Here is a 25,164-nt window from a genome sequence, read left to right on the forward strand (position 1 = left end):
CCCGTGGTTCAACGGGTACGGTTCAGGTCACGGTAAGGGTCGCTGCACCGGGCGTATACATCACCGTGAGCGTGGAGAGATTGTCGGCGCGCTGGGGCGACGGCTGCCAGACACCGGCGCTGTTAAAGAGCGCGCCGTGATTGGGGCAGCGGAAGCTGGTGCCATTCACCACGTTGATGGTGGTGCCCGCATGTGGGCAGCGCATGGAAAAGGCCGCGAAGCTGGTGGCGCTGAGGCGCGACACGGCGACCGGGCCTCCGTTCACGTTGCCGACACTTCCGGCGACGCCGCCCACGATGGCCAATGCGGGCCAGGCGGCGAGAGTCACGACGAGTCCGGCGGCGGTCACGCTGAGCGTCACCGCGATCGTGCGTGACGCGACGCCGTTGGCGCTAACGGTGACGGTGGCGGAGTAGCTGCCCGCGGCCAGCGCACCGGCACTCGGGCGCACCGTGAGGGTGGCAGGCGCGGTGGTCTGATTGAGGATGGTGGTAATCCATCCAGTACCGCCGGCTCCGTAGGACACCGTGGCGACCAACCCGGTCAGCGTGCCGCCGCCGCTGTTGTTGCACTGCACGACCTGGGCGGCAGACGTACTGCCAAGGGGCGCCGTGAACGAGAGGGCCGATGTCGAGATCTGCAGGGCGGCGGGGGTGGTCGGATCCTGCACGAGCAGCGAAACGCTCACGGTTTGCGCGCCGTTGGTGATGCCGATGCCCGCAATGTTGACCGTCGCCGTGTAGTTCCCGATCGGCAGCGTGCCGCGCTGCGCCGACAGCGTGAGCGTGGAGGGAGCCGACGCCTGACTAAGGGCCAGCGACAGCCAGCCCGTGCGTTGCCCCGGCCCGTAGGTGAGCGTGACGGCCAGTCCGCCGAGAATGCCGCCGCCGTCGTTCGAGATGGCGACAGTCTGTGGAGCGGGGACGCTGCCGGTGAGCGTGGTCAGGAACACGACCGCGTTGCGTTCGAGCCCGAGCACGGGCGGCGTGAGGGTGCCGCCGATCAACAGCGACCCGTCGCTGTTGCGCCGAACGTCGAGCGCCGCCAGTCCGGCGGTGGGTTGCCCACCAAGCCACGTCCCGTCGTTGGCGAACACGGCCCCGTGGTTGGGGCAGCGCAGACCGTTGGGCTCCACGTTGACGATCGAGCCGCGGTGCGGGCAGACCAGCGACAGCGCACGGAACTGCGCGCTGGCGAGCCGTTCGACCATAACCGGCGCCGCCGTCCCGGAGACCACGACCGTGCGGCCGCCGATCTGCGCCAACTCCGGAATGGTGGCCGGATCGAAGCGGAAGGGCGTCGGTATCGCATCGAGCACCTGCTCCGGCCCGCTGATGATGCCGTCGCCGCAGCCCGACACCAGGACACCGAGCGAGAGGACGGAGGCCGAGGCCAGAAACTGACGCCGGTCGACCCGATGGCAGCCGCCGCAGAGCGACCGATCGGATGACAGCGCGGACGAGAGCTCGGACGATGGATCGAGAGGCATACTGGATACTAACGCGGAACGCCATGCTGTCGAGTTCGGACATCACGACGACGTTCATCAATTCGTCACGCGAGGATCATGCGGGTATCACGTTCTTCGCGTGCGGCCCCGTGCGACAAGCTGCATGTTAGCGAGACGGTCGGCTGTTCAGGGTGCCGACCCCTCCTTCCCCACTGGAGCGCGCTGCGTGTTCTCGACTTGCCTGTACTGCCACGGCTCCCTCGGCCGGAACGAGGTGCTGGAGGAGTTTCCGATTGGCCGTCGGATCGCGTTCGACGCGCGTCGCGGGCGCCTGTGGGTGGTGTGTCGCGGGTGCCGCAATTGGAATCTCTCGCCGCTCGAGGAGCGATGGGAGGCGGTGGAAGCGTGTGAGCGACTCTACCGCGAGACGCCGGTGCGCGTGAGCGGTGACCAGATCGGACTGGCCACGCTGAGCGAGGGGCTGGACTTGGTGCGCATCGGGACGCCGCTGCGACCGGAGTTCGCGGCGTGGCGCTACGGTGGACGCCTGCGCAAGCGGCGGCTGCAGTTACCCGACGCGCGGGCCACCGCGTCGGCGTTGTTGAGTCAGAGCGCGGCGCTGGTGGTCGGCGCGGTGGCGGCGCTAGCCGGCGTGACGTGTACCCTGACGAGCAGCCGTCGATGGCAGCGCGCGGTGGTCGACCCGCTCGAGCACGTGGAAGCGCGACTGCAGTACGACCGCACCATCGCGCACGTGCGCACGCCCGACGGACTGCTGCGGCCGTTGCGGTTCAGTCATATCGCGCGACTCGAAATCATCGCCGACGAGAACCAGCCGTGGGTGCTGCGCGTGGCGCACGCGCAGGGCATCACGGATCTCGATCAGGCGCAGGCCATACAGGTGGCGAGTCCACTGCTGGCGCGACTGAACACGCGCGGCGGCACGCCGGGCCAGGTGCTCGATGCCACCCGCCGCATTACCGAAGCCGGTGATGCGGAGCAGTACATCCGCAGCAGCAGTGCGCTGCGGGTCACGCGTCGTGCGAAGAATACGATATTCTGGGACGACGACGTGGGCGTCCTCGGACTCACCGGCACCGAGCGCCTGGCGCTCGAGATCGCGATGAACGAGGACGCCGAACGTCAGGCCATGCAGGGCGAACTCAGCGCACTCGAAGACGCCTGGCGCGACGCCGAAGAGATTGCCGAGATCGCCGATCGCATGTTTCTGCCGTAGCGGCTACGGCTCGCCGTTACGGCGTGCCGGTCTGGCCGCGAATCTCACCGGCCGGGAAGGTTGAGGAGTGCACGTTGACATAGGCGTTGCCCGTGCGCAGGAGCGTCATGAGCGAGTCGAGCGCGATGGGCGGCTGTCCACTGATGCCGCGAATATCCGTCGCCGTAAACGTGCCCGTGAGCACGCCGCTGTTGCTGGTCTGGGTCTGCTTGACCAGATCGACGATGACGCCCGCGGTGGCGGTGAGGCCGGCCGGGGCGTGGATGTGGGCACCGGTCGGGATCGAGGCGATGCCCTGATACGTCACGATGTACGTGACCGATGTGCCGTTGCGGGTGAAGACGGCGGCGCCGTTGGCGCTGGTGGTCACCGGATTCGGGCGCTCGTTGGCGCCGTTGAGCAGGGCGAGGATCCCGTTGGGCAGCACGGTCACGGTGCCCGACATGCCGGCATGCAGCGAGCACACATACGGGTAGCTGCCGGCAGTGGGGAAAGTGCGCGCCGCCGTCGTACTGGCGACGGTCGCAATGTTCGTCGGGGCCCCCGCCGACTGGAACAGCACGTTGTGCGCGATGCTTCCGAAGGCGAAGGTGACCACGCCACCTTCCGCGATCGTAATGGCGGGCGGCGTGAAGACATTGGCGTTCGTCGCCTCGACGGAAGCGGCGGCAGCCCCACTGATTGGCGCGGTCACCGTGAGCGAGGCGCTGCCCGTGGCGGTGACTCCGTCACGCGTGAGCGATGCGCCAACCGAAGCGGCGCCCGGAGCGATGGCGGTGACGAGTCCGTCGACGCTGATGATGGCCTTCGTGCGATCGGCGGTCGTGTACGTCACGCCAGTGACACCGGCGATAGCATTGCCGCGGGAGTCACGGGCGGTGGCAGTGAGCTGCGTGGTGCTGCCTATCGCCGGTGTCAGCGCGGCCGCCTGCACGGCCAACGTGGCGAAGCGCTGCGCGACATCGACCGCGACGGTACCCGACACCGATCCGCTGGTCGCTGTGATAGTGGCGGAGCCATTGCCGGTGGCCGTCACCGTGGCGCTGGCGCCGGATCCAGCGACGGTCGCGACGGCGGCGTTGCTCGTGGTCCAGCTCACGGCGGCTCCGCTCAGCGTGGCCTGACTCGCATCCTTCACCACCGCCGAGAACGACCGCGTGGCACCGATCGCGGTCAGCGCACCGGTTTCGGAGGCACTCACGGCGACTGATGCCGCGACGACAACAGGCGTCGGTGTGGTGCCGCCATCGCCGCCGCTGCAGGCCGCGAGGGTGAACAGCAGCAACATCTGGGCGGCGCGCGTACCGCGTGCATCGCGGACTGTGGTGAACATCGGTCGGTCTCCCGGCGAGAAAGGATCGACGACGCGGACGTGCATCGCCTCCGGGGGGTAGAGCGAACGAGTGACGAAACTATTCCAGCGGCAGCGTTGAGATCTCGAGCCGTTCAAGCAGGTGAGCCGCCGAGGGGGCCCGGTGGGCCGCATCATTCGCGGTCATGGCCGCGATGAGTGTGTCAAGCGGCGGCGGCCAGGCGGCCACGTCGGTGCGCGCGTACTCGCCCATGTCGTCGCCCAAGCGTTTGCCGATGAGCGTGACCGGCATGTCATTCCGTTGCATGGCGTGCCCCGCGAGACACTCCTGCAACACCACGCCCAGTGCATACAGGTCGCTGGCGGATGACGCCGGCGCGCCGACGAGCTGTTCAGGAGCGAGATACTCAGGCGTCCCCACTGTCGCGCCGACGAGGCGTCCCGACAGCGCGGCGTCGCCGGCGCGCTGTACCGACTGCGCCCGCTGCGCGGCGTCGCGAAGCGCGTGCGCGATGCCGAATCCCGTGAGCTTGACCTGTCCGCCGGGCGTGATGCGAATGTCGCTCGGCTTGATATCACCGTGGATCACGTGGTGCGCGTGCGTCGCCGCCAGCGCGCGCAGCAGTTGCCGCGCCAGTGCGATCACGGCGTCGGCCGGCAACGTCCCCCAATGGCGGAGCACGCTGGCGAGCGACACGCCCGGCACGAACTCCGAGGTCACGAACGGAACACCGCGCTCGTCGCCGACGTCCCGCACCTGCGCCACGTGCGGATGCTCCACGCGGCTCGCCGTCGACACATCGGCAGTCAGCAACGCGCGCGCGTCGTCGTCGAGAAAGAGCCGTTCGGGCCGGAGCACGCCCAGCGCCACGGTTTCACCACGCGCAACATCGAACGCGCGATACAGCACGCCGCGGTCACGCGCCCCGAGTATGGCGTCGATGCGATAGCGCTGCGCGACGGTGCTGCCCAGCGCGAAAGGCGTGATGTCACCGTCGGCGTGTCGCGGCATCGGCAGCGACAGCGACAGCGGAAGCGAGCGCGGAAGCGTGCGCGGGAGTGTGCGCGGGCGCTCTACGCGAACCCGACTTGGCAGTACGGTGCGCGACGGCTCCACCGCAACGGGATGCTCCGCCGTGACCGACGTCGCGACATCAAGCGAGAGCAACCGACTGAGCGCGACATGGTCGTGCAGATCACGGCGCGCGAGCATTACGTCGCGAGTGAGGTCCCGCCGCTCGCGCTCGAGCCGGCGCACCGGCGCGACCACGACGCGGTGTGCGATCAGCGCAGCGAATACGGCGAGCAGGAAACCGAGTGCGCTGGCGATGGCCATCGCACGTCGCAGCGCCGTGATCGTCGGCACGTCGACCTCGGCAGGGCGCAACACGAGATAACCACCGACCTCCGTGCCACCGGCGGTGTTGAGCGCCGTCGCGTGCGCGCGCCACTCGCGACCGTTTATGACGAGCGGGGCCTGCCCTGATGCCCGGCGCCGAACGGCCGAACGCAGCGACGCATCGCGCGACAACGTCGATGCCGCCACATGAGCCACGCCGTCGGTGGTGCGTACATAGAAGACCAACGCACTGCCCGTGGCCGTCGCGATGTCGACCGCCATCGCGGAGTCGAGGAGTCGCGTGGCAACCAACACGCCGAACGGCGAGCCTCCGGGTGCGGCGACCGGGACGGCGGTCGCTTGAAAGAGTGCGGAATCCCCGGAGCCTCCGAAGCCGGTCATCACCTGTCCACGGAGCGCCCCTGAGATCAGTGCGACGTTGGCGAGCTGATCGCCGGAGGCCGACGGTTCGTCGGACTTCGCCACCAGCATCCCCGACGCGTCGGTGATGAACACCCACGAGGCATCGAGTTGCTCGGCGGCCTCGAACGTCTGGTCGAGGATGTCGTCACGACGGCTTTCGGCGACGAGCGTGCGAAAGTACGGCCCTTGTACGAATACGCGCGCGCCGCCGGCGAGACTGCGGCCACGTCCAGCGAGGAGCTGCGCGACGAGGTCGGCTGATTGCTCGAGCGCGCGCACCGCGCCGGCATCGGCGGCGCGTCGCGCTTCGGTGCGCGCCACCGTGAACACCGTCCCCAATACCAGGGCGACGATGGTCACCACTCCCACGAAAACGCGCGCGGTGACGTGCATCGCCGACGCCGCTAGTACCGGTCAGCGCGCGATGTCGCGTAGGGCTGTCCGAACTTGTTGGTGTGGGGCTTGGGCACGTAGCCGCGCCCGTCGAGGGCCACCACGATGTCGGAGAGACCGTCGACGGGAACGGTGATCGTTTCTACGTGTTCGGGTGCCCGCTCATGCCACACGTGTAGCCGCCATGTTCCTGCCGGCACGCCCGGGAGCGTGAACACACCGGATGATTGTGCCCGTGCGACATACGGCGTGGGGACGGCAACCACATAGCTCACCATGCGCGCGTGGATGTTGCAGTAGATCGCGTACACGCCGGCCTTGGGGAACGTGGCCGCGCGGCTCTTCCCGGTGCGGTACAGTCCGAGATCGAAGGCCCCGAGTGCGGAGTTCGAGAACACGTTATGGCTGAACGGATCCTGATTGGGGAACGCGACCGCACCGCCGACGCCGATGGTCTGCACGCGCGGTACGAACTCGCGGAGTCGCATCCCCACCGATGCCTTGACCATGGCGACGGTGGGCATGCGCGGTCGCTCGCCGTCCGCCTCGAGGTAGATCACCGCGTCACCGAGCGTGGCGGGCGCGCCGTTGGCCGTCTCGATCACCCGCAACTGGCCGCGCACGGCACCCTGCGCTCCGAGCCTCGCGGCGGTTCCGACGCCGCACAGCGCAGCACCGTACGCGAGCGCGTACGCGAACGCGGCGAATCGCAGGTATCGCGAGGGCCGCGAGCGATGCGTGCGACGCGTGCGAGCCAGGGTCATAGCTCGATCCCGAAGCCGATATTGAGATGGCGGGCATGCTGTAGTCCGGCGGCGTAGCGGGTCTTGAAGTCGCGCAGTTCAAATGAGAAGAGGAGCGGCTGCGCCGGACGCCACATCGCATGCACCGCACACACACTGTTACGACGACGATCTGCGCTGGCGCCCAACACGCGATCGGTGCCGCAGCCCACGCCAGCGATCACACGCGGGTGCCACTGCGCATTGATCTGCACCCATCCGGCGACGTCGGTGAGCGGCACCCCAGGTTTGTCGACGTTGTCGCCCAGGACGCCGAAATTCTGACCGATGGCGCCGCCGCCGAGCCCTCGGAGGAGTCGGCCTCGATACGCTTCGCCGCGCACCTCGACGCCATGTCCAAGGGCGACGCGTCCATCGGCGCTGGTGGCCCAACTCGTCAGGTTGGTGTCGCCCACGGCCCGCAGCCACCCGCGGTGGGCACCGACCCCGACCTCACCGCCGCGCTGGATGACCGACTGGAGCCCGGCGACATCCTCCTCGATGCCCCAGCGCAGTCTGGCTCGCGACTCGAGCGCCGGTCGCCCACTGAGTTGGCCGGCGTCGGGCCCTGCCGCGTCGGTCACATGGCGGTCCGCGCTAAAGGGCGACATGACCGCCCCCTGCAGCGCGATCGAGACCGGCGTGACGGCGCCGCGCCGCCAGAGCTCGCGTGTCACGCGTAGCTGCGGCAACCAGTTCCACAAATTTCCCGCTGCCGTGAACGTGGGGATCGCCACGCCGGCCGCGGTGATCGGCGTGAGATCGGAGATGAGCGGCGTTTCCATGCCGACCATCACCTCCGTGCGCGGCCACACCAGCATGGCGCGCGCCGTGCGCAGGCGCGGTTCGGGAAAGAGCGGCGGGATCGGATCGAGTGCACGCGAGAAGAAATCGAGCTCGACATCGGCCACGAGTACACCGCCCAGCACACTGTCCACGCTGACGCTCGCGCCCACGAGCGACTGACGCATGGACAGTCCGAGGGTATGCAAGCCGGTGGAGCCGTACCGGGGGTCGGCCGGTCGGGCCACCGCCGCGAAGGTCGGCACCTCCGAATTCGAAGCGATGCCGGTGGTGCGCCAGCCATTCACGATCAGCCGGGCGGAGAGTTCGAGCTGCACCCGTGAGCGCAAACGAACCTGGGTGGACGACTCGGTCGCAAGTTGCTGGCGAAGCAACGCCAGTGCTGCCTCGGCGCGCTCCAGCCGCGCGGCAATCGAATCGAGTACCACGCGTGCCGCCGTGGAATCGCGGGCCAGCGAATCGCGCGCCGGTGGCCCCTGGGCATGCAGGCCGCGGGCGCTGACGGTCAGCAGCAACGCCGACCCGAGACGGACCAACCGACGGGGAGTGAACACGACTCCAATCAGTGGTGCGATTGGATCGAGCGCAACGTGTTCCATGATCCATCGGTGGCGCCGGCGAGCCGTCAGCGCGCGCGCGGATGCAGTGTCACGAGCGTCGGCCAGCGCTCGTCGGCGACCACGACCGTGCTTCCCTCCCCAAACGACCAGGCCAGCATGCCGACGCCAGAGACATCGGTGCCCAAAGACTGACCAGCCGCGAACGCGCCGCGAATCGTGAGCGAGCGAAACAGCCATGGGTCTGAGACGACGTACTGCATCACCAGCGCATCACGCCATTTGTACGCGAGCACCGCCGCCACCTCACCATCGAGATCTGTGGTCCACGCAGCGACCAGCTGGAGGTCGGCGTGACGAAGCGGTTGCACCGTAAAGGGGACAGCGCCTCGCACGGTCTCCAAATCGCGCGCGCGCCCTGGGAGGTCGCGCGCGCTGGCGGTGCGAAAGTCGGCGGCCAGCAGCTCGAGCAGGGGGATCGGCGTGGTCACGACGAGCGGCGCCGGCTGCAACGCGGCCAGTTCGGGTGCCCGACCGGGCGGGGAGAACACAAGCGCGGTGACGAACACCGCCGCGACCGAGGCGACGCCAAGCATCCAACGGCGCCGACTCGCGGCCGCCGCGGGTGTGCCGACTATCGGCGCCGCAACGAGCGACGCCGCCATTACCGGCTCCGCGTGAGCGGGTGACGCGGCAGCGGGTGACGCGGCAGCGGGCGCCGCGACGATCGATGCGGTCGCGATCGTGGCGCTCAGCCGGTCGTCCAAGGCCGCCGAGACGGCCGGTCGGGTGACGCGAGAGAGTCGCGTCGCGAGACTCTGGTGCACCGTGACCTCGCAACGACAGCGACGGCAGCCGAGTAGGTGCGCGTCGATCTGCGCCATCGTTTCCGGCGGCAACTCGCCGTCGACGTACGCCGCCAACAGCGTCGCCAGCACCTCGTGCCGCGCCTCGCGTGTCGCGTCGTCCTCGGGCTGTAGTCGGCCCGCGGCTGCCCCTCCCTGCCACTCACTCATGATGTCCTCGGCGCTCGTCCTTGGCCGCTCCGCGGTTCTGAGCGGGGCTCGCGGCGTCGGCCGCTGTCAGGCGATCCGAGCGCCCACTGCTGCCGACGTTCCACGATGACGCCGGCCAGTAGCCGGCGACCGCGCGAGATCCGGCTCATCACCGTGCCGATCGGCACGCCGACGATGTCGGCGATCTCGTGATATTTGAACCCTTCGATGTCGTGCAGCTCGACGGCCGAAGCGAAGTCCTCGGGAATGGCGTCGAGCGCCATTCTGATCATTTCCTCGTCGAGGCGCGCCACCACCTCGGCGAAAACGACATCGGAGTCGGTCGAGACGAACTGCTCGTGCACGTCCTCGAGACGCGACATGGGCACCAGGCGAGCACGGCGGCCGGTGCGATCGAACGCGTCGCTGAGCACCGTGCGGAGAATGCTGAAGAGCCACGGACGCACGCGCGCGGGATCGCGCAGTTCATCAAAGGCGCTCCACGCCCGCACGCACATGTCCTGCACGGCGTCTTCGGCATCACTGAAGGAGACGGTGCGCCGCGCCGCGAAGCCGAGGAGGCGATCGAGATGCGGACGCACGAGATCCTCGTAGCGCTGCTGTCGCAGCGCGAAGGCATCGGCCGAAGCGGGAGTCATACGGTGAGTGACGGGGGCACGAGGCAAACTATTCCCTCCGGGGACCGGCCGCTGGACAGCCCCTGCGGTGGCGGGCAGCTTGCTTGGATGTCCTCTTCCCGATCCTGCCGTCTTCCGCGCCCCATCACGGGAGTCCTCGCCGCCGCCCTCGCGTGTGTTGCCGTCACCAGCGCCGACGCGCAGTCACCATTGTTGACCGGCCCAGGCGTATCCGCCGACTTGGCGCGCCTTCGGGAGGCGCAGATCACCGACGTGGCCTACGACCTCGCCCTGTCGGTGAGTGCGGGAGACACGGCGACGGGGCGGGTGACGGTGTCGTTCACGCAACGCACGCCGGGCGATGTCGTCCTCGACTTCCGAGGACTGTCGGTGCGCGACGGTCGGATCAACGGCACGGCATGGCTGGAACTGGCGGCGGCCTGGAATCGTCACCACCTCGTGATTCCCGCCGCGCGTCTCCGTCCCGGTCGGAATGCGATCGAGGTGGGGTTCGCGACGCCGGTGGCCCAAGCCGGCGCCAGTATCATCCGCAACCGCGATGCCACCGACGGCAACGTGTACCTGTACACGCTGCTCGTGCCGTCGGACGCGAACCTGCTCTTCCCCTGTTTCGATCAGCCCGATCTGAAGGCGAAGGTCCGCCTCTCGCTCACGACACCGGTCGCCTGGCGCGCGCTGGCGAACGGCACAGCGATCGGTATCGACACCGCGGGCACCGTAGCGACACACCGGTTCGCCGAGACGCAGCGCCTCAGCACCTATCTCATTGCGTTCGCGGCGGGTCCGTGGGCCAGTGTCACCCGGAGCGTGGCCACGACCTCCGCGGCGGCGCCGGTACCGGTCTCGCTCTGGATGCGACAGTCCCGGCGCGCCGAAGCGGAGAGCGACACGTTGATCGAGATGAATGCGCGTGCGCTGCGCTGGCTCGGCGACTGGTTCGGCATCCCGTATGCCTTCGACAAGTTCGATGCCCTGCTCGCCCCGGCGTTCCCGTTCGGCGGCATGGAGCATCCGGGCGCGGTGTTCTACAACGAAGAGAGTTTCATTTATCGTGAACGACCGACCGTGTCGCAGCTGCTTGGGCGGCAGGCGACGACGTTTCACGAAGTGGCCCACCAGTGGTTTGGTGATTACCTGACCATGCGGTGGTTCGACGACCTGTGGTTGAAGGAAGGATTCGCGACGTACATGGCGGCCCGCATGCAGGCCGACCTCGAGCCCAGGTCGAACGCGTGGAAGACGTTCTATCTGCGCAACAAGCCGGTGGCCTATGCGACCGACGCCACGGCGGGCACGACACCGATCTGGCAGCAGCTCGGGAACCTCGATCAGGCGAAGAGCAACTACGGCCCGATCGTGTACAACAAGGCCCCGGGTGTGCTGAAGCAGCTGGAGTATCTCGTGGGGGCCGCCGCCTTTCAGCGCGGGGTGCAGGATTTCCTGCGCACCCATGCGTACGGCAATGGGACGTGGCGCGAATTGCTGGGCAACGTAGGGCGCGCCGCCAATCGCGATCTCACAGCCTGGGGACAGGCGTGGATGCTGCGCCCGGGCATGCCGCTGGTCGAGCAGCGCCTGACGGTGCGCAACGGCGTGGTGCAGCGACTGGCGTTGGTGCAACGCGCGGCACAACCGGCGCTGTCGGGTGGCGGTGCCTGGCCGCTCAAGGTGCAGGTCCTGTTGTTCTATGCCAACAAGCCGGCGGTACGTCTCCCGGTGGAAATGCGCGGCGATACCACGATCGTGAGGGCCGCCGCGGGGCGTGCGGCCCCCGACTTCGTGTTCGCGAATGATGGCGATTTTGGCTACGCGATCGTGCTCCCGGATGCGGTGAGCGTGCAGTGGCTCGAGCAGCACATCGGCAGCGTGCGCGATGACTTTCTGCGGGCGATGTTGTGGGGATCGTTGTGGGATCTGGTGCGTGAAGCACGCCTCTCCCCGGCGCGCTATGCTGACATGGTGATGCGGGAACTGCCCACCGAGCGCGACGAGCAGATCACGGGGACGCTGGTGAGCCGGCTGTCGACCGTGATCGGTCGCTACACCGACGACGTGGCGCGCGACGCGCTGCTCGCTCGAGCGGAGCCGTTGCTGTTGCGAGGCGCCGCCGACAGCACGCGGAGCTATGGGCAGCGCAAGACGCAGCTCGACGCGGCGATCGGACTCGCGCGCGTGCCAGCCTCGCTGCAACGGCTCGATCGCTGGCTCGATGGCGACACGGCGGCCGGGCTGGCGCTCCGTCCGCCGACGCGGTGGTCGATCGTGACCCGCCTGGTGGCGCGCGCGGCCCCGACGGCCTCGTCGCGGCTGGTCGCAGAAGTGCGCCGCGATTCCACCAGTGAAGGGCAGCGTCAGGCGTTCGTGGCCAGCGCGGCGCGGCCGGATTCGGCACACAAGGGGGCGTTGTTCACGCGCTGGTTTGCCGATGCCGGACTCAACGAGGAGTGGGTGACGTCGAGCCTCCGGAGCTTCCACGACGCCGATCAGGCCGCGATGACGAAGGCCTACCTTGTGCCTGCGCTCGATACGCTGCCGTGGATCCAACAGAATCGCCGCATCTTCTTTCTGGGCAGCTGGCTCGGCGCGACGATCGGCGGTCAGAGCGATGCCGAGGCGCTGGCGCAGATTGACCGTTGGCTGGCGGCGCGTCCGACGCTCGCGGCGGATCTCCAGCAGAAGATCCGGCAGAGTCGTGACGAGCTCGAGCGTACGGTGCGGATCCGGCTCGCGTTCGCGGCGGTCACTTCGCCTCCCTGAATTGCCGCTTATCCCTCATACTATGGGGACATGATGGTTCGGGTTGCGAGCAGAATTCGCCCGCCGTACCAATTTGTGACCTAGCTGGGGGGTACTCGTTGTTAATACCTTTGCTTTGAATGTGCCGTTGTCACAGCTGGGTCTCGGTTTCGTCCCACGATGACATCGGACAAGCTGACAGCAGGCCGATGCCGTGTGCTCGTGCTGCTGCCCTCCCGCTCCGCCTTCCCCTCCATCGGAGACCCTTTATGGGTAGGTTTTTCTCGCTCGCCGCGGCGCTCGCGGTTGCCGTGCTGCCGCTTCGCGCGGACGCACAAACCCGCGATATCTCGGGTAAGGTGACGCAAGCCGTCGTCGGCACCCCCATCGCTGACGTGACCGTCAGCATCGTCGGCCAGCAGGTCGGTGTCCGGACCAACGAACGCGGTGAATTCCGCATGCGCGTGCCATCGGGCGAAGTGCTCGTGCTCGCGCGTCAGCTCGGCTTCAAGCGCCAGACGATCCGCCTCGGTGCGACCGAGAACACGGCCAACTTCGTCCTCGAGAAGGACGTGCTGCAGCTGGAAGGCGTGACGGTGACGGGTCAGGCGACGACGACGGATCGTAAGGTGGCGGCGACCGCCGTGGCAACCGTCGGTGGTCCGGAGCTAAACCGCGTGCCGGCTCGTTCCATTGAAAGCAACTTGGCCGGCAAAGTGGCCGGTGCGCGCATGTTTGAAAATAGCGGCGCCCCGGGCGGCGGTGCGCAGATTCAGATTCGCGGCGCCACGTCGGTGCTCGCCTCCGGCGACCCCCTGTACGTGGTGGACGGCGTCATCATTTCGAACGCCAGCATTTCGTCGGGATCGAGCTCGGTGAGTCGCGCCTCCGGCAGCACCGGGTCGAGTCAGGACCAAGTGGTGAACCGTCTGGCCGACCTGAACCCGAACGATGTCGAGAACATCGAAGTGCTGAAGTCGGCGGCCGCGACGGCCATCTACGGCTCTCGGGCCACCAACGGTGTGGTGGTGATCACCACCAAGCGCGGCAAGCAGGGCAGAGCCACGTGGAACGTGGTTCAGCGCATGGGGACGCAGCAGGCCCAGCGTCTTCTCGGTCATCGCTCGTTCGAGAACTACGCCGAAGTGAAGCCCTATGTCGGCGGCGTGTACGGCGACTCGATCGCTCGCGCGGTGTGCGGCACCGGCGCGTGCCCGTCGTTCGACTGGCAGAAGGATCTGTATGGTCGGACGTCGCCGAGCTGGGAAACGCTCCTCTCGTCGGCCGGTGGCGCAAACAATACCCGCTACTTCGTCTCGTTGAATGACCGACAGGAGTCGGGCATCGCGATCAACACGGGCGCGCGTCGTACCGGCGGTCGTGTCAACCTCGACCAGACGATCGGCACCAAGCTCACCGTGAGCGCTGGTCTTGACGTCACGCGCAACTCTTTCCAGCGCGGATTCGGCAACAACGACAATGCCGGTGTGAGCCCGATCTATTCGCTGGCGTACAACCCGGCGATCATCGACCTGACCAAGAAGGATGCCTCGGGCCGCTACGTCCAGATGCCGTTCTACACCGGCAGCACGCGCCCCGGCTTCGGCACGTCGAACCCGTTCGAAGTCTTCAACTTCGCAGACAACACAGAGAGCGTGTGGCGCCAGGCGGGTAACGTGCGCGTCGGCTACACGGCGTTGTCGACCACCAAGAACTCGGTGCAGCTCTCGTACCTGACCGGTGTCGACCGCTTCCAGCAGGAAGGCTATCAGTACTTCCCGAACTACTTCCAGGTCGAGCCAGCCGACGGGTTCCTGGGTACGGCGAATCAGGTAAACGCGTCGAGTCTCCAGATGAACCAAGGCGTGAACGCCGTCTGGACCTACAGCCCGAACAGCAAGTGGCTGACGTCGGCAACGACGTCGTTCGGTGGCACGTACGAAACGCAAGCGCTGAATCAGTACAGCGTACGTGGACGCGGCCTGCTGCCGACGCGCAAGATCGCGTTGGGCGCGCAAGACATCGCCATCACGAACGCGCGCACCGAGTTCCGCGATCAGTCGATGTATGCGCAGACGCAGTTGCTCATGCTCGACGAAAAGCTGGCTTTGAACGCCGGCCTTCGTGCCGACCGTTCGAGTGCCAACGGAGACCGCGAGAAGTTCTACACGTTCCCCAAGTTCTCGGGATCGTACCGTTTCGTGAAGCCGCTCACGGACAAGATCGACGAGATCAAGTTCCGCGCGGCGTGGGGCCAGTCGGGCAACCGGCCGCGTTGGGCTGATCGCGACATTCTGTACGCCGACGGTGGGTTGATCGGCGGCGGCGGCTCGCTCGTCTCCGCTGGCCAGCTCGGCAGCACGATCGTGAAGCCGGAAGTCATGAACGAGACCGAGTTCGGTACGGACGCCACGCTGTTCGGCGGCCGGATGGGCGTGGAATTCTCGCGCTACCAGCGCCGTATCACGGACTTGTTGCTCACGTTCCCGCTGGCGCCGTCGTCTGGCCTGGGCACGCAAGTGATCAACGGCGGCCAGCTGTCGGTGCTCGGCACTGAAGCCGTGTTGTCGGCGGTACCGATCCGCACGCGCAATTTCGAATGGACCACGCGCATCATCTACAATCAGAACGCGCAGTTCACCGACTCCATCCCGGTGCCGGCATTCGCCGTCGGTGGTTCCTTCGGCGCGTCGTACGGACGTAACCGCATTCAGCGTGGCACGCGTTCGACGAACATCTGGGGCAACGCCCCGCTCCGTCCGAACGCCGTGCCGGGGCAGCCCAACGTCGTGGCCGACACGATCCTGTTTGACTCGAATCCGATCCATACGACGACGTTCAACAACGACTTCTCGTACAAGCGGTTCACGGTGTCGGCGTTGCTCGATTGGCGGAACGGCGGTTACGTGTCGAACATGACGAACAACCTGTGGGACGAAGGTGGTCAGTCGCGCGATTTTGTGGCCGAGGGTAAGCAGCGCTACGCCACCTTCAACAGCGGCGACATCCGACCGTACATCCAGAACGGTTCATACGTGAAGATCCGTGAAGTGACGGTGAACTATCAGGCGCCTGACGCGTTGGCGAAGAAGATTCCGGGCGCCAGTTCGTTGCGCTTCAACTTGAGTGGCCGAAACCTCGCCATCTTCTCCAAGTATTGGAGCTTCGATCCGGAGTTCAGCAACTTCGGCAACTCGAACTTCAACCGCTTCATCGATCTCGCGCCGTTCCCGGCGAGCCGTCAGTTCTTCTTCAGCGTCGACGTGGGGTTCTAAACCATGACGATCTCACTTAACACGGCCTCGTCCTCTGTGAAGACGACTTTGACATCGGTCCGGAGCATCGCTGCACTTGGTGCGGCCTTGTCCCTCGGCGCCTGTAGCGCCGACCAGCTCAACATCACGAACCCCAACACGCCCACCGTGGCAGCGGCGGCCGCTGACCCGCAGGCGCTACAGCTGCAGGCCACGGGACTGCTGCGACAGCTGCGTGGTGCCCGCGGTGGCTTTATGAGCTCGACCGGAATTTTCGGTCGTGAGTCGTACAACTACACCCCGCAGGAGGGGCGTAACACGTCGGGTTTCCTGATTGGCATTTCCGGGCAGAACCGACTCGATCCAGCCGGGTTTGCGGTTGGGAACTGGGCTGCTCAGTACGGCAATCTGCGCGACATCTTCAATCTGAAGAACGCCGCGACCGCATCGAGCTCGCTCTCCGCGGAGCAGAAGAGCGCCGTTCAGGGCTTTGCCAAGACGCTCGAAGGGTTGGAGCTGCTGTACGTGATCAGCACGCGCGACACCCTCGGCGCGGTCGTGGAGATCAAGCAGAATGCGTCTGACCTCGCCGCATTCGTGTCGCGTGACTCCACGTACAAGTACATCCTGGCCACGCTCGATGACGGCGCGGCCAACCTGGCGGCCGGCGGGAGCGCGTTTCCGTTTACCATCCACGCCGGCTTCGCCGGATTCAACACGCCGTCCACGTTCCGGTTGTTCAACCGGGCGATCGCGGCGCGAGCGGCGGCGTACTACGCCACCAGCGGCGGCGGTGCGGCGGCGTGGCAGCGTGCCCTCACAGCACTCACCGCGTCATTCCTGAACACCGCCGCGACCACGCGCGCACAGCTCGATGTCGGGCCGGTGCACGTGTACTCGGCCGCGACGGGCGACGCCAACAACCCCCTGAACGTGGTCACGGCGACCGACATCTACGCGCACGGCTCATTTCAGACGGACGCGCAGAACAAGGCGAGTGGACAGCCTGACGATCGGTACACGACGAAGATCGGTGCGCGGCCGACTCGTAACGCACCACAGGGACTTGGTATCCCGTCATCGCTGGGTTTCAACATCTACCCGGCGCTGACGAGCAGCATTCCGATCATCCGGAACGAGGAGCTCATCCTGCTTCGTGCGGAGGCGCTGTTGGCCACCGCCGACAAGGCGGGCGCGATCGCGCTGATCAATCAGATCCGGGTGAATTCGGGTGGATTGGCACCGACCACGCTGACGGCCGCGTCGAGCGATGCCGATGTGCTGACGGAGATCCTGTACAACAAGCGCTACTCGCTGATGCTCGAAGGGCATCGCTGGATCGATATGCGTCGCTACGGCCGGTTGAACCAGCTGCCGCTGGACATCACCACTGGCGTGAACGTGCATTTCGTTGCCCGCGTGATGCCGATTCCGCAGGCGGAGTGTCTGGTGCGCGTCGGCAAGCCGGCGCCGATTGCCGGGCCGGGGTGCTGAGGAGTACGGAGTACGGAGTAAGGAGTAAGGAGTACGAAGTACGGAGTGGGAAATGCCCCCGTGAGAGTCTTCTCACGGGGGCGTTTTCACAGTCGGGAGAGCGTTAGTCAGTAGCCGTCGCGCGTCCAGACGGCGATGATGCCGCAGCGTCGATCGGGGCCGCTGAATTCAGGCGGGGTGGTCGCCGGTCCGCTATAGATCTCGATACCGGCAATTTGCCGAGGCGGTGGCAGCAGGTCGAGATTGAAGAATCGCGGCAACACAATGCCATCCAGCAGGACTTGCATGGGACAGGCACCTGCCCCGTCGCCGGTCAGACTCCCGCCTTCCCGACGCGACAAGGCCACGGTTCCGGCGAACTGCTGATCCGTGATCCGTGAGACCTCGACACTGCGCGTGTTCCGCAGATAATCGGAGGCTTCACGGGAGCCGCGACGATCGATCTCGTCTTGCGTGATGAACTGTCCTTGGCCGATGAGCCGGCGCTTCTCGAATCCCAGCATGCGCATGCCGACGCGGCGCTCTTTGATGCGCAACGTGTCCAAAAGACTGTTGGAACGGGTGAGGGAATAGGTCAGCCGCAGCGTGTCGTTGTCACGGACGTCGATGATACCGGAGGTGGGCGCAAAGCCAATTCGTCGGACGACGATGAGGTATTGCCCGGGTGGTACCTGCAACATCCGGAATCGGCCGTTCTCTCCGGTCACGACGCGCGCGGAGGTGCCCACCACGGAGATGTCGGCGCTGACCAACGGGCGAAGCAGGGTATCGGTGACGACGCCATCGATCACCGATTGCGCGCCGGCTAGGCGTCGGGCGGCGGCGGCGGCGCGATCGCGTTCTTGCGCCGCGCGATCGAGCACCGTCGTTCGCTGCTGGGCGCCGAGCTCCGTCGCCATAAACGGTAGGGCGTACAGTGCTGCGATGGCAACGGACGTACCGACGCGCCGAGAAAAGTTTGGCATATTCGTCATGGACTAGAGCAACAGGTGGATGAACGCTCGCTTCGCGCTACTTCTTCTTCAGGTCACCGCAGGCCACGATGATGCCCATGGCCTGGGCGGCGTCGTGAATATTGACGTAGTAGGTCGTCGTGTCGGCGAGCGCGACGGCGAGCGTCGCCTTCCCGGCACCCTGCCCTTTGTCACTGATCACGATGGGCGCGTAGGCTCGTCCTCCGCCTACGACGCCGCCGCCCTTCTCGCAGCTGCCGGTGTGGATGTGCCACGGGCGCGTCGCTCCCGGCGTGTCGTCGGCCAGCGTGACCGAGACTTCGGTACCGGCGCCGTCTTTCGTGGGCGTGACGGTCGCGGTGCCATGCACCTTCCGACCGTCCTTGCCGGCGAGCGTAGCGACGTAATCGGTGATTGGCCGGGCGAGGGCGAAGAGGACGGCGCTGTTGCCGACGAGTGCGGCGCTGAGCGCCATCCAGCGGAAAGTCGTGCGGCGGGGCATCGAGAACTCCGGTACGGGGACGAGCAAGGAGACTACGGACGACGAGCAGGAGGACGCGGGGCTGGCCCCTTGGCAGGCGGCGGGCGCTTGGCGGGCGACTGCCCGACCGGTGGGGACTTGATCGGAGGGCGTGGTGGCGACGGCCGAGACGTGCTACCCCGTTGCCCAGGAAACGCATCCGCCACGAAGATGAACGCGAGCGCGAGCGCCGCCAGCACGAGGATCACAAAGAGCACGCGCGCGCGCATGGGCCGACCATCGACGAAGATCGTGCCGACGAGTACGGGCACGACGATGAGGAACAGGCGCACGATGCGTCGATCGAACGTGTTCGGTACGATCTTCGTGGTGCGCGGCGTGATCTTGAGTCGATACTCCGCCTCGCTGGCGAGGCGGAAGACGCCATCCTCGAGCGCGCGGAACCAGCGCACCGCGGGGAAGCGGGTGAGCAGTGCTTTCCGTTGCGCGCTCATGCCGGCACGCGATCGAAGAGCGAGGGCGGTTCCAATGTGTCATCCCAACGGATCGCGTCGCCGACGGCGATGTCGCCGTCGGCGAGAATCATGGCGAAGGCCCCGCCGCCCCACGCTGGCCGCATCACGGCCTGCAACCCAGGGAACACTTCATCCATCTGGTGACACGGCTTCGTTTCACCGGCGATCAGCACGCGCACCGCGCCGAGGCGCAGTACGCGCCCGCGTGAGTTCACCAACGGAATGCCGCGTACGAGCACGTTGGCGCGTCGCCGGATCGGGCCCAGCGACTCGTCGTGTTCGCGTCCCAGCGCGGTCAGGTGTTCGGCCCACCGTTCCGCCTCGAGCAACGTGATCTGCCGGCGGCCTCGCTGATTGGCGTTGCCGACGAGTCCACGCTCCGTACGTACGTGTGCTCTCGCGACCGGATCCATGGGCCCGCGCTTGGCGCGCTTGAGCCAGATCTGTTCGATGACACCCTGTGGCACTACGAGTTCGGACATCAGGCCCGCTCGACGATGCGATCGATGAGAAAGCTGGACTGCTCGAGTGCTTCGGCGGTGAAGTCACCGAAGAACAGGCGGACGTCATCGAACAGGCGCGAGAACGCGACCTGATCGCCACGCGCGAGGATATCGGCGACGTCGTGCACGGACTGTCCGAAGGCGGAGGTGACGTCGGCCGTGCGCGGGTTCCGCATTTCGATCGAGCCGTAGAGCGCCGGGTCCTGCGCGAAATGGCGCGCCGCCACGTACAGCTCCAGCAGGTACGCCGGCGAGGTGAACGGCAGCGTTTCGGCCAACGGCAGCCCGAGGCGACTGAGCGTGAGCCCTTGCACCTGCGTTTGAAAATGCGTGAGCACCTGCACCACCGACATCGCGCGATCGTGCAGCGTGGCGGTGGTTTCGGTGATCACCAGTCCGCGTGCGGCAAACGACTGCGCGACCCAATCGGCCCAGGTATCGCCGCGCCCGCGACAGATCACCACGCGCTGGCCCTGCAGCGTGTGCACGCTCGGTCCGAACATGGGGTGGGTGCCGACCACGCTCGCGCTGGTGACCTCGAGCATCGTCTGCAGCGGCGCCTCTTTCACGCTGGTGACGTCCATCAGCAACGCATCGTCGCGCACATGCGGGCCCACGGCGCGAAGCACCCCGTCGGTGACATCGATCGGGACACTGACCACGACCACGTCCGCCACCGCGGCCGCTTCCTCAGCACGCAACGTGGTGTCGGTGTCGACGAGCAGCAGGCGATGACCGAGGTCGCCGAACAGGCGCGCCATCACGCGACCGATGCGGCCGTGGCCGCCGATGATTGCGATCGTATACGACGCGGCATCCATCGGCACTTCGGCACGCAGCGCGGCCTGATGATCGCGACTCGACCGCATGAGCAGCCGGAAGATCGATTCGATCTCGTCGCTGGGCAGCCCGAGCTCACGAGCGTGTTCATGTCGATCCCGCAACAGCTCGCGCTCGCGACTCGCGTCACGGATCTTGAGACCGTGCTGGCGCTTGTAGGCGGCGACCTCCGCCACCAGCGCCATGCGTTTCGCCATGATCTGCAGCAGGTCACGATCGAGCGCATCGATCATGGCGCGCACCACGGGCAGCGGACGCGGCGTGTCAGCCACGATCGCGTGTCTCGGTGAAGGATGGCATCACCTGGTCATCTTCCAGAACGCGATGCCGCTGGCCTGCGGTCCGACATCGGCGGTGCCCACCTTCGCGTGCGACGTGAGATCGATGACATCGACCTTACCGGGCTGCGATCCCTGCCCTTCGCTGCTCACGAACGCGTACTTCGAGTCCGAGCTGATGGTGACGCCGTGCGCGAGACGGTTCGACGTAGGCACCTGCGCGACACTGGCGCCGGTGGTGAGATCGAAGATCTCGACGGCGTTGCCCTGCTTGAGCGTGGCCACCATCAATTTGCCGTCGGCGGTCACGGCCAGGTTGTACACGCCACGTCCAGTCTTCATTCGCCGCGTGAGTGCCCACGACTTGGTATCGATCTCGAGGATCTCATCGGCCCTGTTGCAGGCCACGTAGATCTTCGTGCCGTTGGCCGACGGTTGTGCCCACGTGGGCGAGCAGGAGGCGGGTGCCATTGTGTGCTTCTCGAGGCCCATCCCCGCGCGCCCAACCTGCGCCGGATCGATGGTGGGGCCAGCATTTGGCTTTTTCGCCGCGCCGGGAGCGGCCATATCGTGCCCCATCGCCGCATGATCCATCCCCGCCATACCGGGGCCCATCGTGGTGGTCGCAGTGAGCGCCAGCGGCCCTTCCTTGCCCTTGGCCAGTGAGAACCGGCGAGACACCACAAAATCCTTGGTGTCCACCTCCACGAGCTGGTCATCCATCATGCAGGTGGAGTACTGCCGCATACCGTCCGGCGACACACGGCTGCCGTGCGGCATGGTGCAGGTGACGATGCGCGCAACCTCGGTGTGATTCGGTGTGTAGATCACCGACACGGTGGACGGGATCATGTCGCCGTGCAGATTGAAGTTCACCGACAGCGCGTAGAGGCCATCGGGTGTCACGTCGATCGACGCGGGGAAGTTACCCAACAGCAATCCAGGACCGACGAGCGTGTCGGGACCGAGTGCGTAGCGCCAGTATTTGCCATCGGGGAATCCGTGCCCGGTGGTCAGGTGCAGGTACTTGCCATCCTGCGAGATCGCGAGGCCGTGCGGTCCCTCCATCTCCGCCGCCAACTCCCCGACACCGATCGACTTTTCGACCACGGTCCCCATGGGCCCGAATCGCACACGATAGATCTTGTCGGCCGATTCAGCGCCTACATACACCCAGTAGTCGACGAGGGGCGCTTCAACGGGGGCCGGTGCGAAGACGGGCTTCGTCTGGCCAGCCAGCGGTGCGGGCGGCGGCAGGGTCGTGCTCGCCGCGAAGACGACGGCGGCGTACACAGTGCGCCACGTCTTGCGAGGGCTTGGAACGAGAGGCATGATCGCGGGGCTCGGCAGGAACTATCCCATTGGAGACAACAGTATGAACGTAGCGCGCACCCGGCGGTTCGTCACGACGACCGCCCTATTCCTGGCGATACCGCTTGCGGTCACCGTCGCGACTCCTGGCGCGGCCGCGGGGCAGACTGCATCGCCGGCCGTCATTGCCAAGCTCGTGGCGGAACCCGCGAAGGTCACGATCCGCGCGGGCGAGTCGCAACCGTTCAAGGTGACCGCGTACGACGCGTCCGGAAAGGTCATTCCGGACGCCGTGGTGCGTGTCGGCGGACCACGTCAGGCGGTGGCGTTCAGCGATGGCCAGGTCCGCGCCTTCCGCGCGGGCTCATACACCGCCACCGCTACGGCGGCCGGCGCCACGGGGCCGATCGCGCTGGATATTCCAGTGCTCATCACGTGGCCCGCGCTGTCGAAGCTCACGATTACGGCGGACTCGGGCCGGCTGTACACCGGCATCTCGCTTGGCCATCGCGTGGCGGCAACGCACGCGGACGGCAGTCTGCGCGCGGGTCTCATGCCGACGTGGCGCAGCAGCGCCCCGGCCATCGCGTCGGTGGATCGCTTCGGCACCGTGACCGCGCTCAAGGCCGGCACGGTGGTGATCAGCGCCGAGTCGGAAGGCGTTCGCGCCAGCCGGACGTATACGATCGCCACGAACCCGGTCAGTGCGCTCGCGCTCGACATCAGGGAAGATGTCATCCTGACGGGACAGGTGGTGCATCTCAACGCCATGGCGCGCACGGCCAGCGGCGCTCCGGTGAAGGATGCCGTGATCACGTGGAGCTACACCTACACGCCCGACGACACGACGGTCGCGCCCGGTGGCCCCGGCATCATCGACTGGGGACGCTTCACGGCGAACGCGCCGGGCCGATTCACCCTACTCGCACAATCGGGTAATGTGACAGCGCGCAAGGTGCTCGAAGCCAAGCCGCGTGACGTCGTACGTCGCATCACGGTCACCGGCCGCGGCAGCATCGCGAGGACCGCCACGTCGGACCTGTGGCCGTGGACGGGCAAGGATGGACGCGACTACTGCCTCGTGGGCACGTGGGGCGGCGACGGGTACGGCATGGTGTTCGACATCACGGACATGAACAACATCGTGAAGACGGACTCCATCAAGATCGATGCGCGTACGATCAACGACGTGACGGTCTCGCCCGATGGCCGCTATGGCGTGCTGGCGCGCGAAGGCGCCTCGAATCGCGTGAACGGCGTGGTCATCCTCGACCTCGCGAATCCGGCGCACCCCAAGGTCGCGTCGACGTTCGATCAGGAACTCACCGGCGGCGTGCACAACATGTTCGCCACGAACGATCATCTGTTCGCCATCTCCGGCGGCCAGAAGTATGTGATCATCGACGTGAAGGACATCTACAAGCCGAAGTACGTGAGCGAGTATCAACACCCGAACGCGCGCATCCACGACCTCTGGGTGCGTGACGGCATCGCCTACTCCGCGCAGGGCGGCGTGGGTGCGGTGATGGTGGACGTGGGCAACGGGAAGTACGGCGGCACGATCGAGAAGCCGAAACTGATCAACGTCTTCCCGATCAACTCGGGCCATGAGATCTATCCATACTTCCAGAAGTCGACGGGCCGCATGTACCTCTTCCTCGGCGACGAGGAGATGAACCGCGCCGGCCGCGTCTGGGAGGGCACGAACTATGGCGCCACACTCGGCAGCGCCGGCGGCATCGCGCAGACATCGGGCGGCTACGTGCACATCGTGGACGCCACCGATCCGATGCATCCGCGCAAGGTCGGTCGCTATCACCTCGAGGATTACGGCGCGCACGACATCATCGTGGAAGACGATATTTTGTATCAGGCCTACTACGACGGCGGCGTGCGCGTGGTCGACGTGAGTGGTGAGCTCATGGGCAACCTGGCAGATCAGAAGCGCGAGATCGCCGTGTTCAAGCCGTATGATCCAAAGGCCTTCACCGCCAACGCCCCGTTCGTGATGAACGCGATGCCGTGGAAGGGTCAGGTGCTGTTCACCGACTTCAATTCCGGACTGTGGTCGGCGAAGCTGGAGCCGAAGGCGAAAGCGATTACGCCGTAACGACAACGGCAACAGCAACAGCGGGAACACGGATGGAAAAGGATATCACTGATCACACAGATAAGCGAAACGACGCGTCGCGCTGGCGTCGTTGATCAATCGATTTTGCTTATCTGTGGAATCGGTGGAATCGTTTTGAAATCCGTGTTCCCGCCGTTGCGGTTGCCGTTCGCGAGTTACACGCGCGCCGATGTCGATTCGCGATCGCCGCTGGACGTCACAACCGTGCCCTGCACGTGCTGTACAAAGGAATCGGCACAGAACGCATTGAAGTCACGCTGCATGGCGTCATGCTCCCGCTCGCCCCTGTTGCCAAGCTCGGCCAACCGGGCATCGCCGAGACGCTCGCCAGCCACGGCGAACGTGGCGAACGTGTCCTGGGCCTGGCGAATCATGACGATGTCGCCGACGACGCGCAGGAAGTCGGTGCCGCGCATGGCATCGACGGCATCGCGGGCTTTGCCGAGCGCCGAGCCGAGCACGTTCTTGAGGCCGCTTCCGCCGTCCGATCCGATCGATGTGCCGTACGCCTCGAGCATTCCCTGGTGCTGCTCGAGAATCGGGATGTACTTGTCACACAGCTGACGATAGGTCGGATCGTCGGCCTGCCCCGCGTGATCGCGAAGACTACCGATCAGTGCGTTGTGCTGCGAGATCGCATTGTTGAGCTGCGCGCGAAGGAAGTCGCGTCCGGTATCCATGTAAGTACTCCATCGTGAAAGGTGCGGACACGGGTTG

The 25,164-nt window shown here is 66.4% G+C and carries 19 protein-coding genes; 5 read left to right on the top strand and 14 right to left on the bottom strand.

Annotated elements, in window-relative coordinates; genetic code table 11:
* Window positions 1–22 precede the first annotated feature (22 nt).
* The gene (locus RMP10_RS04355) at window positions 23–1,489 is read right to left on the bottom strand and encodes a Rieske 2Fe-2S domain-containing protein (RefSeq protein WP_310569195.1); all 1,467 of its coding nucleotides are present in this window, start codon (window positions 1,487–1,489) and stop codon (window positions 23–25) included.
* Window positions 1,490–1,676: 187 nt separating this feature from the next.
* On the opposite strand from RMP10_RS04355, the gene RMP10_RS04360 reads away from it, so the two are divergent.
* Window positions 1,677–2,687, top strand: a complete 1,011-nt coding sequence (locus tag RMP10_RS04360; protein WP_310569196.1) for a hypothetical protein — start codon at window positions 1,677–1,679, stop codon at window positions 2,685–2,687.
* Window positions 2,688–2,703: 16 nt separating this feature from the next.
* On the opposite strand, the gene RMP10_RS04365 is transcribed toward RMP10_RS04360, so the two are convergent.
* From RMP10_RS04365 to RMP10_RS04390, 6 genes are all read right to left on the bottom strand, one after another.
* On the bottom strand, window positions 2,704–4,020 hold the full coding sequence (locus tag RMP10_RS04365) for a CHRD domain-containing protein (RefSeq protein WP_310569197.1): 1,317 nt from the start codon (window positions 4,018–4,020) through the stop codon (window positions 2,704–2,706).
* A gap of 79 nt (window positions 4,021–4,099) precedes the next feature.
* Window positions 4,100–6,121: a cache domain-containing protein gene (locus RMP10_RS04370; protein WP_310569198.1), complete on the bottom strand. Its 2,022-nt coding sequence runs from the start codon at window positions 6,119–6,121 to the stop codon at window positions 4,100–4,102.
* Between the two features lie 44 nt (window positions 6,122–6,165).
* Window positions 6,166–6,918, bottom strand: coding sequence for a hypothetical protein (locus RMP10_RS04375; protein WP_310569199.1), 753 nt, complete (start codon window positions 6,916–6,918; stop codon window positions 6,166–6,168).
* Window positions 6,915–8,294 carry a hypothetical protein gene (locus RMP10_RS04380; protein ID WP_310569200.1) on the bottom strand — a complete coding sequence of 460 codons (1,380 nt, stop codon included), beginning with the start codon at window positions 8,292–8,294 and terminating at the stop codon, window positions 6,915–6,917. The genes RMP10_RS04375 and RMP10_RS04380 overlap by 4 nt, the downstream gene beginning before the upstream one ends.
* 71 nt (window positions 8,295–8,365) lie before the next feature.
* A complete protein-coding gene (locus tag RMP10_RS04385) occupies window positions 8,366–9,313 on the bottom strand; it encodes a zf-HC2 domain-containing protein (RefSeq protein ID WP_310569201.1) in 948 nt (315 codons plus the stop codon).
* Complete coding sequence (locus RMP10_RS04390) at window positions 9,310–9,951, bottom strand: sigma-70 family RNA polymerase sigma factor (RefSeq protein WP_310569202.1); 642 nt, start codon at window positions 9,949–9,951, stop codon at window positions 9,310–9,312. The genes RMP10_RS04385 and RMP10_RS04390 overlap by 4 nt, the downstream gene beginning before the upstream one ends.
* Window positions 9,952–10,038: 87 nt before the next feature.
* On the opposite strand from RMP10_RS04390, the gene RMP10_RS04395 reads away from it, so the two are divergent.
* From RMP10_RS04395 to RMP10_RS04405, 3 genes are all read left to right on the top strand, one after another.
* Window positions 10,039–12,708 (top strand): M1 family aminopeptidase, encoded by a 2,670-nt coding sequence (locus RMP10_RS04395; protein WP_310569203.1) that lies wholly within the window; start codon window positions 10,039–10,041, stop codon window positions 12,706–12,708.
* 248 nt (window positions 12,709–12,956) lie between these two features.
* On the top strand, window positions 12,957–15,962 hold the full coding sequence (locus tag RMP10_RS04400) for a SusC/RagA family TonB-linked outer membrane protein (RefSeq protein WP_310569204.1): 3,006 nt from the start codon (window positions 12,957–12,959) through the stop codon (window positions 15,960–15,962).
* Window positions 15,963–15,998: 36 nt separating this feature from the next.
* Entirely contained in the window at window positions 15,999–17,435 is a 1,437-nt protein-coding gene (locus tag RMP10_RS04405; protein ID WP_310569205.1) for a RagB/SusD family nutrient uptake outer membrane protein, read from the top strand.
* Window positions 17,436–17,542: 107 nt separating this feature from the next.
* On the opposite strand, the gene RMP10_RS04410 is transcribed toward RMP10_RS04405, so the two are convergent.
* The 6 genes from RMP10_RS04410 to RMP10_RS04435 are packed head-to-tail and all read right to left on the bottom strand — an operon-like array spanning window position 17,543 to window position 22,337.
* Window positions 17,543–18,409 (bottom strand): carboxypeptidase-like regulatory domain-containing protein, encoded by an 867-nt coding sequence (locus RMP10_RS04410; RefSeq protein WP_310569206.1) that lies wholly within the window; start codon window positions 18,407–18,409, stop codon window positions 17,543–17,545.
* 37 nt (window positions 18,410–18,446) lie between these two features.
* Window positions 18,447–18,890: a hypothetical protein gene (locus RMP10_RS04415; protein WP_310569207.1), complete on the bottom strand. Its 444-nt coding sequence runs from the start codon at window positions 18,888–18,890 to the stop codon at window positions 18,447–18,449.
* 32 nt (window positions 18,891–18,922) lie between these two features.
* Window positions 18,923–19,363: a hypothetical protein gene (locus RMP10_RS04420; protein WP_310569208.1), complete on the bottom strand. Its 441-nt coding sequence runs from the start codon at window positions 19,361–19,363 to the stop codon at window positions 18,923–18,925.
* Entirely contained in the window at window positions 19,360–19,866 is a 507-nt protein-coding gene (locus RMP10_RS04425) for an MOSC domain-containing protein (protein ID WP_310569209.1), read from the bottom strand. The genes RMP10_RS04420 and RMP10_RS04425 overlap by 4 nt, the downstream gene beginning before the upstream one ends.
* A complete protein-coding gene (gene tyrA, locus RMP10_RS04430) occupies window positions 19,866–20,999 on the bottom strand; it encodes a bifunctional chorismate mutase/prephenate dehydrogenase (RefSeq protein WP_309670949.1) in 1,134 nt (377 codons plus the stop codon). The genes RMP10_RS04425 and tyrA overlap by 1 nt, the downstream gene beginning before the upstream one ends.
* A 27-nt stretch (window positions 21,000–21,026) precedes the next feature.
* Entirely contained in the window at window positions 21,027–22,337 is a 1,311-nt protein-coding gene (locus RMP10_RS04435; RefSeq protein ID WP_310569210.1) for a hypothetical protein, read from the bottom strand.
* A gap of 43 nt (window positions 22,338–22,380) precedes the next feature.
* Here RMP10_RS04435 and RMP10_RS04440 point away from each other — a divergent pair, with 43 nt between their 5' ends.
* A complete protein-coding gene (locus tag RMP10_RS04440; protein ID WP_310569211.1) occupies window positions 22,381–24,426 on the top strand; it encodes a hypothetical protein in 2,046 nt (681 codons plus the stop codon).
* Between the two features lie 176 nt (window positions 24,427–24,602).
* Here RMP10_RS04440 and RMP10_RS04445 read toward each other — a convergent pair whose 3' ends face one another.
* Window positions 24,603–25,127, bottom strand: coding sequence for a hypothetical protein (locus tag RMP10_RS04445; RefSeq protein ID WP_310569212.1), 525 nt, complete (start codon window positions 25,125–25,127; stop codon window positions 24,603–24,605).
* Between the last annotated feature and the right edge of the window lie 37 nt (window positions 25,128–25,164).

The organism is Gemmatimonas sp. (assembly GCF_031426495.1).
Taxonomy (GTDB): Bacteria; Gemmatimonadota; Gemmatimonadetes; order Gemmatimonadales; family Gemmatimonadaceae; genus Gemmatimonas.